This is a genomic window from Streptomyces sp. NPDC058469, from assembly GCF_042721125.1.
Classification (GTDB): domain Bacteria; phylum Actinomycetota; class Actinomycetes; order Streptomycetales; family Streptomycetaceae; genus Streptomyces.
In genome coordinates, this window is sequence record NZ_JBHXME010000046.1 from 1 (window position 1) to 13195 (window position 13195).

The 13195-nt window shown below is 71.7% G+C and carries 13 protein-coding genes; 6 read left to right on the forward strand and 7 right to left on the reverse strand.

Annotated elements, in window-relative coordinates; all coding sequences use genetic code 11:
• Positions 1 to 1761 (reverse strand): bifunctional lysylphosphatidylglycerol synthetase/lysine--tRNA ligase LysX (gene lysX, locus ACFWP5_RS20835; protein ID WP_384158323.1); only part of this gene is annotated, 1761 nt, incomplete at its 3' end.
• A gap of 90 nt (positions 1762 to 1851) precedes the next feature.
• Between lysX and ACFWP5_RS20840 the strand changes: the two genes are divergently transcribed.
• Entirely contained in the window at positions 1852 to 2313 is a 462-nt protein-coding gene (locus tag ACFWP5_RS20840) for a universal stress protein (protein ID WP_384158326.1), read from the forward strand.
• Between the two features lie 24 nt (positions 2314 to 2337).
• On the opposite strand, the gene ACFWP5_RS20845 is transcribed toward ACFWP5_RS20840, so the two are convergent.
• Positions 2338 to 3153 (reverse strand): alpha/beta fold hydrolase, encoded by an 816-nt coding sequence (locus tag ACFWP5_RS20845; RefSeq protein WP_384158329.1) that lies wholly within the window; start codon positions 3151 to 3153, stop codon positions 2338 to 2340.
• Between the two features lie 58 nt (positions 3154 to 3211).
• Here ACFWP5_RS20845 and ACFWP5_RS20850 point away from each other — a divergent pair, with 58 nt between their 5' ends.
• Entirely contained in the window at positions 3212 to 3700 is a 489-nt protein-coding gene (locus tag ACFWP5_RS20850) for a MarR family winged helix-turn-helix transcriptional regulator (RefSeq protein WP_384158332.1), read from the forward strand.
• A 58-nt stretch (positions 3701 to 3758) separates the two neighbouring features.
• Here ACFWP5_RS20850 and ACFWP5_RS20855 read toward each other — a convergent pair whose 3' ends face one another.
• On the reverse strand, positions 3759 to 4898 hold the full coding sequence (locus tag ACFWP5_RS20855) for a CapA family protein (protein ID WP_384158335.1): 1140 nt from the start codon (positions 4896 to 4898) through the stop codon (positions 3759 to 3761).
• 222 nt (positions 4899 to 5120) lie between these two features.
• Between ACFWP5_RS20855 and ACFWP5_RS20860 the strand changes: the two genes are divergently transcribed.
• The 3 genes from ACFWP5_RS20860 to ACFWP5_RS20870 all read left to right on the forward strand — a co-directional run bounded on the left by ACFWP5_RS20860 (position 5121) and on the right by ACFWP5_RS20870 (position 7139).
• A complete protein-coding gene (locus ACFWP5_RS20860) occupies positions 5121 to 5666 on the forward strand; it encodes a sigma-70 family RNA polymerase sigma factor (RefSeq protein WP_384158338.1) in 546 nt (181 codons plus the stop codon).
• A 155-nt stretch (positions 5667 to 5821) separates the two neighbouring features.
• Positions 5822 to 6349: a hypothetical protein gene (locus ACFWP5_RS20865; RefSeq protein WP_384158340.1), complete on the forward strand. Its 528-nt coding sequence runs from the start codon at positions 5822 to 5824 to the stop codon at positions 6347 to 6349.
• A 139-nt stretch (positions 6350 to 6488) separates the two neighbouring features.
• On the forward strand, positions 6489 to 7139 hold the full coding sequence (locus tag ACFWP5_RS20870; RefSeq protein ID WP_384158342.1) for a zf-HC2 domain-containing protein: 651 nt from the start codon (positions 6489 to 6491) through the stop codon (positions 7137 to 7139).
• Here ACFWP5_RS20870 and ACFWP5_RS20875 read toward each other — a convergent pair.
• On the reverse strand, positions 7126 to 7947 hold the full coding sequence (locus ACFWP5_RS20875; protein WP_384158345.1) for a helix-turn-helix transcriptional regulator: 822 nt from the start codon (positions 7945 to 7947) through the stop codon (positions 7126 to 7128). The genes ACFWP5_RS20870 and ACFWP5_RS20875 overlap by 14 nt on opposite strands.
• Positions 7948 to 8041: 94 nt before the next feature.
• Here ACFWP5_RS20875 and ACFWP5_RS20880 point away from each other — a divergent pair, with 94 nt between their 5' ends.
• Positions 8042 to 8758: an SDR family oxidoreductase gene (locus ACFWP5_RS20880; protein ID WP_384158348.1), complete on the forward strand. Its 717-nt coding sequence runs from the start codon at positions 8042 to 8044 to the stop codon at positions 8756 to 8758.
• Here ACFWP5_RS20880 and ACFWP5_RS20885 read toward each other — a convergent pair whose 3' ends face one another.
• The 3 genes from ACFWP5_RS20885 to ACFWP5_RS20895 form a co-directional block, all read right to left on the reverse strand.
• Positions 8759 to 9622 (reverse strand): Fpg/Nei family DNA glycosylase, encoded by an 864-nt coding sequence (locus ACFWP5_RS20885; protein ID WP_384158351.1) that lies wholly within the window; start codon positions 9620 to 9622, stop codon positions 8759 to 8761.
• 31 nt (positions 9623 to 9653) lie between these two features.
• Positions 9654 to 11729 (reverse strand): SpoIIE family protein phosphatase, encoded by a 2076-nt coding sequence (locus ACFWP5_RS20890; protein ID WP_384158354.1) that lies wholly within the window; start codon positions 11727 to 11729, stop codon positions 9654 to 9656.
• A 69-nt stretch (positions 11730 to 11798) separates the two neighbouring features.
• On the reverse strand, positions 11799 to 13169 hold the full coding sequence (locus ACFWP5_RS20895; protein WP_384158357.1) for a DUF6777 domain-containing protein: 1371 nt from the start codon (positions 13167 to 13169) through the stop codon (positions 11799 to 11801).
• Between the last annotated feature and the right edge of the window lie 26 nt (positions 13170 to 13195).

The window sequence follows — 13195 nt, forward strand, 5'->3', positions numbered from 1 at the left end:
CCGCTGTCCGCTCTTCGGGTGCCCCTTTCCCCAGAGTTGGCGCAGCGACGGTACGGAGACGAAGCCCTCGGCGATGCCGGAGGCGAGGCTGATGCGGGCCAGGGAGGCGGTCTCGCCGTAGCAGATGAAGCGGGGGTACCACTCGGGGTGGTACTTGGCGTTGGAGCGGTAGAGGGCCTCCAGTTGCCACCACTTGGAGAAGAACAGCAGGAGGCGGCGCCACAGGCGCAGGACCGGGCCCGCGCCGATGCGGGCGCCCTCCTCGAAGGCCGAGCGGAACACGGCGAAGTTGAGGGAGATCCGGTGCACGCCCAACTTCGGTGCGGCGGCGCAGAGTTCGGCGGCCATGAACTCCATGACGCCGTTGGGGGCGGTGCGGTCACGGCGCATCAGGTCGAGGGAGACGCCGTCGGTGCCCCAGGGGACGAGGGAGAGCAGGGCGAGGAGTTTGCCGTCGTCGCCGAGTGCTTCCACCAGGAGGCAGTCGCCGTCGGCCGGGTCGCCGAGGCGGTCCAGGGCCATGGAGAAGCCGCGTTCGGTCTCGGTGTCGCGCCAGGCGTCGGCGCGGTCGACGACCTCCTCCATCTCCGTGTCGGTGAGGGTGGCGTGGCGGCGGATGCGGCAGGTGGCGCCGGCGCGGCGGACGCGGCTCACGGCCTGCCGGGTGACGCGCATGTCGCGGCCGGCGAGGTCGAAGTCGGCGACGTGCAGGATGGCTTCGTCGCCGAGTTGGAGGGCGCCGAGTCCGGCGCGGGCGAAGGCCCTGGCGCCGTCCTCGGAGGCGCCCATCGCGGCGGGCGCCCAGGCGTGGCGGCGGGCGAGGTCGAGCCAGGCGGCGATGGCATGCGGCCAGGCCTCGCGGTCGCCGACCGGGTCGCCGCTGGCGAGACAGACGCCGGCCTCGACGCGGTAGGTGACGGCGGCCTTGCCACTGGGCGAGAAGACGACGGCCTTGTCGCGCCGGGTGGCGAAGTAGCCCAGGGAGTCCTGACCGCCGTAGGCCTTCAGGAGGGCGCGGATGCGGTCCTCCTCGTCGCCGTGCAGGGCCGCTTCGAGGCGTTGGGAGCGGAAGAGGACGGTGGCCGCGTTCAGGAGGGCGAGCGCGCCGAACAGGCCGAGCAGGAAGTACAGGGCGCGGGGCGGGTGGCCGTCGAAGGAGCGGCCGGAGACCAGGCCGCCGCAGACCCGGTCGGCGGCCCAGCCCAGGTGCTGGCTCTCGGGCAGGGTGCCGGGGAACAGGGAGACGAGTCCCCAGCCGGCGAGGATCCCGACGGCGAGCCCGGCGAGGAGGACGGCAAGGGCTCGTCTGACGGCCGCGCGGCGGGAGGCGGCGTAGAACTGTCTGCGCGCGACGATCAGCAGGACCAGCAGCAGGGCGCACACGACGAGGGACGGGAGGGACTCGGCGTACAGGCCCAGGGCCACGCCCAGGACGTCCGTCAGGACCAGCAGGCCGAGGTAGACGACGACCAGCCACCAGGCGATCTTCTTGCGGGCGGCGGTCGCGGCGGCGAGCAGGAACAGGAAGACCGCGTAGGCGAGGTTGGCGCTGACGGGGACGATCAGCAGGTCGAGGAAGCGGACCACCGGGCGCAGCACGCGGTGCAGCGGGGCGATGAAGGCGAGCAGGACGCAGAGCAGGCCGAGGGCGCCGAAGAAGGTCGCGAAGCCCTCGGGCACCCGGCTGAGGAACCCGTTGCCGGACGGCCGTATCGGACCCTTGGTGTCCTTGGACCTGGCGGCCTCCGCGGTGGCAGTCATGGTTCCGACTGTAGGAACAGGGCGGGCGGCTCGCCCGTCGAGCGCTACCGGGCGGGTTCGGGATCCGCTGCTTCCGATAACCTCACGGCCGTGACGGAACAGCACTCAACTCAGTTCGAGCGGGGCACGGACGGGCCCAAGGTGATCGTGACCGGAGTGGACGGCTCAGAATCCTCTCTCCGGGCCGCGGCCTATGCCGCGGGCCTGGCCAGGCGGCAGGGCGCGCTGCTCGCCATCGTGTACGTGCAGCCGGTGCTGGCGGCGGGCGCGGCCCTGGGGGCACCGGTCGCCGATACGACCGACGAGATCGCCGAGAACCTCGTCGCCCAGATCCGCCACGAGACCGAGCGCGTCAGGGGGATATTCGACATCCGCTGGGAATTCCACACGTTCCGCGGCGACCCCTACGGCGGCCTGGTCAAGGCGGCCAACGAACTCAAGGCCGACGCGGTCATCGTGGGCGCCTCCGAACAGGCCGGCCACCGGATCATCGGGTCGGTCGCGGTGCGGTTGGTGAAGGCGGGGCGATGGCCGGTGACGGTGGTGCCGTAGCCGGTCGTGGGCTGTTGTGCGGGGTCAGAGCGAGCGGAGGAAGTCCGTGAGGATCTCGTTGAAGACGTCCGGCTTCTCCATGTTGGGATAGTGGCCGACGCCCTCGATCGTCGTCGAGCGGCCGTTCGGGACCGTGTGGATGAGGCGGTCCGCCATGGCGATGCTGTCGGGCCAGTCGGCGGCGCCGTGGATGGCCAGCACCGGCACGTCCAGCTTCGGGACGCGGGGCCACAGGTCGGCCAGCGGGACGTACCAGTCCTTCTCGCCCGGTGTGTGCTTGGAGATCGTGTGGGCGGTCAGTTCGCGCAGGCGGCGGATGACGGACGGGGCGACGTCGGCCACCGTGCGGCGCGGGCCTGCCACCCCTTGCGTGAACTGGTCGAGCCAGCCCGCGATGTCCCCGGTGGCGAGCAACTGCCCGGCGCGGGCCGCGTGTTCCACCAGCTCGGGGTCCTTGTACTCGAACGCGCTGGTGCCGCCGCCGCTGACGACGATCGCGCGGACCAGTTCGGGGTACTCCAGCGCGGTGTCGGTCGCGGCGCCCGCGCCCATGGAGAGGCCGACCAGGACCGCGGGTCCGAGGTCGAGGTGGCGCAGGAGACCCGCCAGGTCGTCCGCCCAGCGGAACGGTTTGCTCGCGTTGGCCGAGAAGCCGTGGCCACGGATGTCGGGTGCGATGACGTGGAAGTCGGCGGCGAGGGTGGGGATCTGGTCGTCGAAGACGCGGTGGTCGGCGAAGCCGGAGTGGAGGAGGACCACGGGGGCGCCGGTGCCCACTTCGCGGTAGGCCAGGTCCCCGTCGGCAGATGCGAAGAAGCTCAGTTCCGAAGCAGCTGTCATGACAACCAAGGTGTCATCTTCCCGCCGGGTTTGGCAACCCAGGTGTCATGATGAGGTGGTGAACGACTCCACTCCCCCGGCTCCCGCCCCCCTCTCCCCCGACGAACTCGGCCATCGCCTCACCGAGGTGTTCGACCTCGTCGGCCCGCTCTACCGGCGCGCGGCGCGCAAGGTGGAGCAGGCCGAACCGGTCGAGGGCGTGTCCGCGGGCGTGCGCGCCGTCCTGAACCTGCTACGCCTGCACGGGCCCATGACGGTTCCTCAGATGGGCCGCGACCAGGCGCTGAGCCGGCAGTTCGTGCAGCGCATGGTCAACGACGCCGCGGCGCACGGCTGGGTCGAGAGCGTGCCGAACCCGGCGCACCAGCGGTCCTCCCTGATCCGGCTGACCGAGACGGGCCGCTCGACCATCGCCGACGTGCTGGGCCGCGAGCACTATCTGATGCGCCAGGTCGGCGGCGGCGAACTGACGGAGGCCGACGTACGCGCGTGTGCACGGGTGCTGACCCGGATGCTGGAGACCTTCGCGCACGTCGACGTCGACTGACCTCCCCGCCCTTTGACCTCCGCCGCCTCCCGCTCTCTCGACTCACCCCTCTCCCGCCCTACTTCGCCATCACCAGACCGGCCTTCGCCGCGCCCCGGCTCAGCACCATCTCGCGGATGCGGTCGCGGTCGCCGGTCAGGTCGGCGCCCTGGCCGATCGCCTGGTTGATGTCGACGACCCGGCCCGCGTCGATGTCGAACAGCTGCGGGACGAACTCCGCCCTGGCCACCTCCCAGCGCCTGCCGGGCCGGGCGGGCGGTACGAAGGTGAAGCGGCCGAGGGTGCTCAGGTTGCCGCCGGGGTCCTGGGTGCCCGCGTTGTCGTACATCTCGCCGGTGATCTGGTCGCCGAGCCCGTAGACCACCCAGGTGCCGTTGACCTTCTCGTACGCCTGCGGGGTGTGGGCGTGGGTGCCGAGGATCAGGTCGATGTCCGGGCGGCCGTCGGTGCGGGCGGCGGTGAGTTCCCCGGCCAGCGCCACCTGTTGCGGGTCGGGCGACTCCTGGCCCGCCGTGCCCCAGCGCAGGGAGACGACGACCACGTCGGCGCCCGCGCGGCGGGCGGCCCGGGCGTCGGCGAGGACGCGGGCGGGGTCGAGGAGGTTGACGGCCCAGGGCTCGGCCGGCGGGAGCGGGACGCCGTTCGTGTCGGCGGTGTAGGCGAGGTGGGCGACCTTCGCCGGACCGGCGCGCAGCAGGGTGACCGTGCGCGCCTCGGCGTCGGTGCGCGCCGTTCCCGTGTGCCGTACGCCGGCGCGGTCGAGGGTGTCGAGGGTGCGCTGGATGCCGACGGCGCCCTCGTCGAGGCTGTGGTCGGACGCGGTGGAGCAGCTGTCGTAGCCGGTCGCGGCGAGGCCCTGGGCCGCCTCGGGCGGGGACGTGAGGGGCGCGGTGCCGGTGGAGTCGCGGTAGACGCTCTCGACGTGACACAGCGCCAGATCGGCGCGGGAGACTAGGGGTTGGACCGCGGCGAGCATCGGCCGGAAGTCGTAGCCGGCGCCGCCTGCGTCGAAGCGGGCGCGGTCGACGACGGAGGTGTGCGGGAGGATGTCACCGGCGGCGACGAGGGTGAAGCCGCGGGCGGCGGGGGGCGCCGGGCGGCCGGACGCCGTCGAGTTGTGGTGCTGGGCCTGACAGGCGGCGGCCGCGGTGAGAATGCCGGCCACGGCGACGGCCACCTGCTGTCTGCGTGCGATCATCAATTCACCCCACTGTGGTCATATTTACCCACCAATAGGTATGAACTTCACCGCCCCCGCAAACGACTTCCGGCCTCTGATGACCCGTCCGGTGTGCGCGTGCGGCGGATCGCCGGGTGACGCGGACCGTTCGTCGCACCGTTCGTCGACGCGATCGACCGTCCGCCGCAGCCCCTCGTGCGCCCCCTGTCCCCGGACGGTCCCCTGCGATGCCATACGGCCATGACGGCCGGACCCACGCTCAGAGACGGAACGACCGCCGAGCACGAGCTCGCCGCACTGCAGCGCGAGCACGGCAGGCCGCTCTTCGCGCTGCTGCTCCGGCTCTGCGACGGCGACCGCCAGCGCGCCGAGGACCTCGTCCAGGAGACCCTCGTACGGGCCTGGCAGCACCCCGAGGCGCTGCGCGCCGACGACTTCGAGTCCGTACGGCCCTGGCTGCTGACGGTGGGCCGGCGGCTCGCCATCGACGCGCGCCGGGCCCGGCAGGCGCGACCGCCGGAGGTCGGGGACGCGGTGCTGGAGAACGCACGCGTATGTGCCGATCACGCGGAACGGTCGGCGGCGACGCTCGATGTGCGGGAGGCTGTGAAGACACTCACTCCGGAGCACCGTGAAGTCCTGGTGCTGGTGTATTTCCGCGGGGCGAGTGTGGCGGAGGCCGCGGCAGCACTGGGGATTCCGCCCGGTACGGTGAAGTCCCGCGCGTACTACGCGCTGCGCGCCCTCCGCCGGGCGCTTCCGGGTTATGCGGCCGACCTGCGGTGAAACCAATCCATTAGTCAAACCTCCGTAAAGCGCCTTGCTCAGAACCCGGTTGAGTAATCGGCTGTCCTCATCCGTGTTCCGGACTGGGGGGCTCGGGGTTCCTGGCGGAGCCCCGGGCCGGGCGACGCGCACGCACCGGAGGAAGGCAGGAAGGGATGCTGCACAGAGGTCAAGAGAGCACGGACGGCACCGGTGGCGGTGAACTCACCGTCCCCATGGCGTGGTTGTACGCCGAGTACATCGCCGACGAGTTGCTGCGGACCGGCGACCTGATGCCGCCGACGTCCTTCGAGTTCCGCGCGGGTCGGGACGCGCTGGCACTGACCATCTTCCTCTCCGACACGGACGGCGAGCTGTCCGGTATCCGGGTGGTGACCCAGTTGGAGACCTGGCTTTCGCTCACGGCGTACGACCAGCCGTGGCAGGACTGGGTCGGCGAACGTATGTCCAGATTGACGGCCGAGGCCGCCGAATCCGGCGCGGACGCACCGGACTTGGAGCTGGCGGAAGCCGCCTGGCGCTGGCTGGAGGAGACCGAGCTGCTCGCGCCGGATCTGGATGCCGTGCCGGGGCCGGGGTCGGGAGGCGGTCCGGTGACCGGTGAGGACGACGGGCCGAAGGTCTGGACGCCCGCCTGGCAGCTGGGTCTGCCGCTCGGTCATCTGGCCATCCATCTTTTTTGAAATGGGACCAATCCGCGGGCCCGGCGGCTCCGAATCACTTGGTTGGGATTCTATGTGCCTTGAGTGATTCGGCTGTCTGGTGCGTACCGATGGGAGCAAGGAGTAACCCCACCCGCACCTAACGGCACGAGGATTCGGCATGAGGTCCCTGGAAAGGCATCGCGACGTCGGCGCGTACGCGCTCGGCGTGCTGGACGAGGCGGACGCCTTCCGCTTCGAGGATCACCTCATGGAGTGCACCAGTTGCGCGGCTCATGTGACCGAATTCGGTCCCGCCTCACGGCAGTTGATGCTGTACCGGCGTGCGACGCCGCGCTCTGTGCACCCCATGGCACAACCCGGCCCCCGGCTGCTGGACCGGCTGCTCGGCGAGGTGGCGTCACGTCAACGAGCCGGACGGCGGCGGTTTCTGTACGCCGTGGCCGCCTCGGTGGTGTTCGCCGTGGGCGGGCCCGCGGTGGCGACCCTCGCCGCGCACGGCGACGGGGTCGTGCAACTCACCGCGACCGACGCCAAGTCGGGCGTGTGGGCGCAGGTCACGGCCGCGAACGAGAACTACGGCAGTGATGTGTCCCTCAAGATCAAGGACGGTGCGGGCCCTCGGTCCTGTCGTCTCGTGGTCGTCGGCCGCGACGGTTCCGAGCAGACCGTGACCAGTTGGAACGTACCCGCGCACGACGCGACGATGATCACGATGCAGGGTGGCGCGGCGATGCACCCCACCGAGATCGACCACTACGACGTGCGGACGGCCGACGGACTGCAGTTGGTACGGCTCACCTCGCACTGAAGTCCCGTCCTGCGGCGGCCAGTTGCCGCAGGGCCCGTGCGGAGGGGGTCCCCGGGTCCGCGGTGACGAAGACGACCTGCTGGTCGTCGTGCGGGACGGTGAGCACGTCGCAGTTCACCCGCAGCGAGCCCGCCTCCGGGTGAGTGAGGGTCTTGGTGCGGTGGCCGGGGGCGTGCACGGGGCCGGTCTCCCAGATCTCCCCGAACTCCTCGCTGCCGGCGCGCAGTTCGGCCAGCAGGCGGGCGAGCCCCGGGTCGTGCGGGTAGCGGTCGGCGGCGCGGCGCAGCCGGGACACCACGATGTGGCCGAACTCCTCGGCGCTGGAAGTCTCCAGGGGCCGGCCCAGGAAGCGGCGGCGCGCCAGGTTCGGCCGCGTGTCGAGATCACCGCCGAATACGGCACCCGCCAACGGGTTCCAGGCGATGACGTCGTAGGTGGCGTCGGTGACGAGGGCCGCCGTGTCCGGGATGCGGCGCAGCAGGGCCGCCACATGCGGGCGGACGGTCCGCACCGGCGCGGCGAGAGGCGTCACTTGTGTCCCCGCCAGCCGGAACAGGTGGGTCCGCTCGGCCTGGGTCAGCCGGAACACTGCGGTGAGGGCGTCCAGGATGCGGGGCGACGGGCGCGGGCCGCGGGCCTGCTCCAGGCGGGCGTAGTAATCGACGGACATGTGGGCCAGTTCGGCGACCTCTTCGCGCCGCAGCCCGAGGGTCCGCCGGGACGGCTCGCCGGCCAACCCCACATCGGCGGGCACCAGCTTCTCCCGCCGCCCACGCAGAAATCGGGCCAGCTCCTGTTTCCCGGTCACGGTGCCTCCGTCCAGCTACCCTCTGCCCGCTCTCCGGCTGCCAGGGATCGGTTGTCCCTGGTTCGGCGGCTCCGGCTGCGGAATCGTCGTCCCCATGAACGATTCCACAGCACTGGTCACCGGAGCGAACAAGGGCATCGGCAAGGAGATCGCCCGCCTGCTCGTAGCCGAGGGGTTCACTGTCTACGTCGGCTCACGCGACGCGGGCCGGGGCGAACGCGCCGTCGAGGAACTGGGCGGCGGCGCAAGGCTGTTGACCCTCGACGTCACGGACCTCGACAGCATCGCGACGGCCGCACAGCAGGTGAACACCCTGGACGTCCTGGTCAACAACGCGGGCATCATGGCCGGCGGAAGCCCGGCACCCGAGGCCGACCTCGACGACTTCCGCCGTACGTACGAGACGAACGTCTTCGGCGTCCTGGCGGTCACCAACGCGTTCCTCCCGGCCCTGCGCCGCTCCCCGCGCCCCCGCATCGTGAACATCTCCAGCGGCACCGGCTCCCTGACCTGGAGCGCCGACCCGGACCGGGAGTTCGCCCGCCACGCCGGGTCGGGCGCCGCGTACCGCTCGTCGAAGTCGGCGCTCAACGCCCTGACCCTCTTCTACGCCCAGTCCCTCGCGGCGGAGGGCTTCAAGGTGAACGCCCTCGCTCCCGGACTACGGGCGACGGACCTCAACGAACGGGCCGCGACGAGCGACGGGGACCCGGCGGAGGCGGCGCGGGGGGCCGTGGATCTGGCGCTGTTGGCGGACGACGGTCCTACGGGACGGTTCCTGTCCTGGGACGGAACCGCCGTGCCCTGGTAGCTACTTGAGCAGTTTCGACATCCGCCGGTCCGCCAGCGGCTTGCCCCCCGTCTGGCACGTCGGGCAGTACTGCAGGGAGGAGTCGCTGAAGGAGACCTCGCGGATGGTGTCGCCGCAGACCGGGCAGGGTTCGCCGGTGCGGCCGTGGACGCGTAGGCCGCTCTTCTTCTCCGCCTTCAGGCGGCCTGCCGCCACGCCTCGGGAGCGTTCGACGGCCTCCGTCAGTGTGGTGCGCAGGGCCGTGTAGAGCGTGTGGGTCTCGGCCGGGGTCAGGGACGACGCCAGTTTGAAGGGGGACATCTTCGCCGCGTGCAGGATCTCGTCGCTGTAGGCGTTGCCTACTCCGGCGATCAGGGTCTGGTCGCGCAGGGCGCCCTTGAGCTGGCGGCGTTCGTCCTTGAGGAGTTCGGCGAAGCTCGGCTCGTCGAAGGCGTCGGCCAGGGGGTCGGGGCCCAGGCGGGCGACGCCCGGGACCTCCTGCGGGTCGGCGACGACGTACACCGCGAGGCGCTTCTGCGTGCCCGCCTCCGTGAGGTCGAAGCCCTCGCCGGTCTCCAGGGCCACGCGGAGTGCCAGCGGGCCCTTGCCGGGGCGGGGCGGGCCGTCCGGGAGGCGGTCCTTCCAGTGCAGCCAGCCCGCGCGGGCGAGGTGGGTCACGAAGTGCGGGCCGCCGTCCGTCTCGACGTCGAGAAACTTGCCGTAGCGCCGCACGGCCACCACCTCGTGTCCCTCCAGCGCGGTGAGCGGAGGGTCGTACGTCTTCAGGACGCTGATGGCGACGGGGAGCACCCGTACGATCTCGTGGCCGACGAGGTGTTCGGTCAGGAAGTCCTTCAGCGCTTCGACCTCGGGAAGTTCCGGCATACGTCCAGGGTGCCATCAGAGGCCCGTGGGGTCAGGTCCGGTCCGGGACCAGGAACTCGCACCACACGCACTTGCCGCTGCCGCGCGCCTCCACGCCCCACACGTCCGTGAGCAGGTCGACCAGGAGCAGTCCGCGTCCGGAGACACCGTTCTCGCCGGCCTCGCGACGGCGCGGGAGGGCGCTGGAGGAGTCCTCGACCTCCACGCGCAGCCGGCGTTCGGTGCCGTTGAGGACCCTGAGGGTGACGATCGCGGAGCCCTCGGTGTGCATCAGCGCGTTGGTGACCAGTTCGTCGGCGACCAGCTCGACCTCGTCGGAGCGCTCACCGGCGCCCCACGCGCGGACCGCGGCCCGGATCATGTGCCGTGCCTCGGTGAGGGCCTCGGAGTCGCCGAGGGCCACATGCTGCTGGAGCCGCCCGCCGGACTGCCGGGCGTCGAGGCCGCGTCTGCGCAGCAGGAGCAGCGCCACGTCGTCCTCGCCGCCGCGCTCCTCGGCCACGTCGATGAGCAGGTCGGCGAGGTCGCGTACGTCGTCCGGGCCGGAGGCGATGAGCGCGGCCAGGGTCCGCATGCCGTCGTCGAGGTCGGCCCCGGGCTGTTCGACGAGGCCGTCGGTGCACAGCAGCAGGGTCTCGCCGGGGTCGAGTTCGATGGTGGAGACGGGGTATTCGAGCCGCCCGAACTCGGCGGACAGCCCGAGCGGCAGCCCGCCCACGACGGTCATCCGACGGCACGTCCCGTCCAACTGCCGGACCAGCGGGTCGATATGACCGGCCCGGACCACCTGCACCACTCCGGTCGACAGGTCGACCTCGGCGTAGAGGCAGGTGGCGAAGCGCTCGGTGTCGAGTTCGTGGAGGAAGACGGAGGCGCGGGCCATCACCGTGGCCGGGGTGTGCCCCTCGGCGGCGTACGCCTTGAGGACGATGCGCAGTTGCCCCATGACGGCGGCGGCGTGCGTGTCGTGGCCCTGGACGTCGCCGATGACCGCGCCGACCCGCCCGCCCGGCAGCGGGATCAGGTCGTACCAGTCACCGCCGATGTCCCGCCCGACCTTCGCGGACCGGTAGCGCACCGCGACATCGGCGCCCGGGACGCTGGGGATGGCGCGCGGCAGCATGGCCTGCTGGAGGCCCTGGGCGAGGTCCTTCTCCTGCTCGTAGAACATGGCGCGCTGCAGGCTCTGCGCGATGCTGCTGCCCAGCGCGACGAGCACGTTGCGCTCGTCCGCCGTGAATCCGCGCCGGTCGTTGTAGAGCAGACCCATCGCACCGATCGGCCTCGCCTGGGCGATCAGCGGCAGATAGGCCGCCGCGGTGATGTTCAGCTCGGTGATGTGCGGCCACAGCAGCGGATACCGCTCGGCGAACTCCTCCGGCGACTCGATGAACGCCGGGGCGAGGGTCCGTACGACCTCCCCCATCGGGTACTGCTCGTCGATCCGGGTGACCTCCGTGCCGGGCACGAAGCTGCCCTCGGGTCCCTCCGCCACCAGCCGGATACGGCCGGCCTCGACCAGCCCCATGACCAGGCTGGTCGCGCCGAGGTGGACGAGACCGTGGGTGTCCTTGAGGACGTCGATGACGTCCTGGACGGTACGGGCGTGCGCGAGGGCGGCGGTGGTGAGCTGGACGACGTTGGTCTGCCGGCGCCGCGCCGCGTCCTGGGCCGCCTGCTCCCGGCGGGCCGCGCTCTCGGCGAGTTCCTGGGTGGCGTCCCGGACGATGCCGATGATCCGGCGCGGGCGGCCCGTCTCGTCACGCCGGATGTAGCCCTGGGTGTGGGTCCAGCGCAGGGTGCCGTCGCGCAGCCGCATCCGGAAGTAGGCGCCGTAGTTCTCGCTGCCGTCCTTCATGGCCTGGGAGACGATGCCGTCGAGCCGGTAGCCCTCCGGAGGCGGTACCCGGATCGCGAGGCTCTCGGGATGTCCGTCGTATTCGTCGGGGCGCAGGTCGAAGACCTCGTGGGCCTGGGCGTCCATGTGGAACAGGCCGTTGTCCAGGTCCCAGTCGAAGCTGCCCATGCGGTTGAGCGCCAGGATCGGGTCCGGGTGGGCGGGCCAGTCGTCCGGGAGTGACAGGGCGCTCGCTCCCCGATCAACCATGCGGCCCACCTTGCCAGGATTCGCCCGATTCTTCGACTTCTCCGAGCGCTACGGCGGCACGCTGCGCGGTCAGCTGTCGAAGACGTTCGTGGGGCTGTCGAAGATGCTGCCGGTGGTGGTGTCGTCGGGGATCAGCCCGCCGCCGTCGGGCAGGTCGGGGGTCTCCGGGACGGTCGGCGGGCCGATCTCGTCCGGCGAGTCCTGACCCTGGGACGGCTCCGGTACGACCGTCCCGGCGCTCGGGGTCGCCCCGCGCTGCGACGGGGTGAGCGTGGTGCCGGGCGGACTGGTCGTCGGGGTGGCCGTGACGGTGGCGGCGGGGCAGTCCGTGGCACCTGGGGACGGTGCCTCGCCGGGTGCGGCGCCCGTCGCACCCGGGGTGACGGTGACGGTCGGGGTGGTGCAGTCGGTGGCGGACTTCTCCGGGGCGGCGCTCTGGCTGTCGCTCGGGGACGCGCTCTCGTCACTCGGAGAGGAGCTCTGGCCCTGCCTGCGACTCGGGCTCTCGTCGGCGCTCGGGCTGCTGCTGGGCGAGGGACTCGTGACGCCGGGCGAGGCGCTGGACCCGCTGTCGTGCGGTCGCGGCGACGGACCCGTACGGGACGGTGTCGGCGTCGGCCTCACGTGCGGTGGCCGGGGTACGACGTGGTCGTGGTGGGGCCCGCGATGACCGAGGGGCCGTTCGATCCAGGTGTCGTCGACGATGTTGATGATCGTGATGTTGGTGATCACCTGGGGTGCCGGGGTCACCACGATCACCTCGGCGGGCCGGAAGCCGGACCAGGGGCGGCCGTTGTCGCCGAGCGCGCCGCCCTGCCCCGCCGCGCCCGCCTTGAGCGGGTTGCCGCAGGCACAGCGGACCCGGGGCACGCCCCGGTTGTCTACGAGGACGGCGGTACCGGCCTGGAGGACCGACTGGAACCCGGTCACCTGCGCGTCCCGGAACCCGTGGTTGGTGACCTGGGTGTCGGCGCGCAGCACGACCGAGGTCAGCCCGCGCAGATAGCCGGGGATCGCGCCCGGGGAGATCCCCTCGGCCTGCGCGAAGGCGCGGGCCTTGGCCTGGTCGCGGGTGAGATAGGAGATCTGCCGCTCGGCATCGCAACTTCCGGTCCGCGCGGTCCCGCCGTACAGGCCGGGCGTGGCGCCGGAGACGGTACGTATACGGCCGGAGGGCGTGGATACGGTCCCCGTAGGTGTCGCCTGCGGGGGCGTCGACTGCCGAGGTGTCGACTGCGGCGTTCGGGTGACCCGTGGTGGGGCGCTCGGCGCGGTGGCCGTGGAGTCCGTGAAAGGGTCGGGGCCCTGTGCCGCGACGGGCTGCAGGAAGACCTCGCCGCTCGACTTCGTGTCCTTGCCGCCGTTGCCGCCGCAGCCGGCGACGAGGAGCGTCGCCGAGAGCGCGCAGGCCGTGGCGATGGTTCCGGTGGATGTGCGCACCAGGTTCTCCCGCCTCAAGCCGGGTG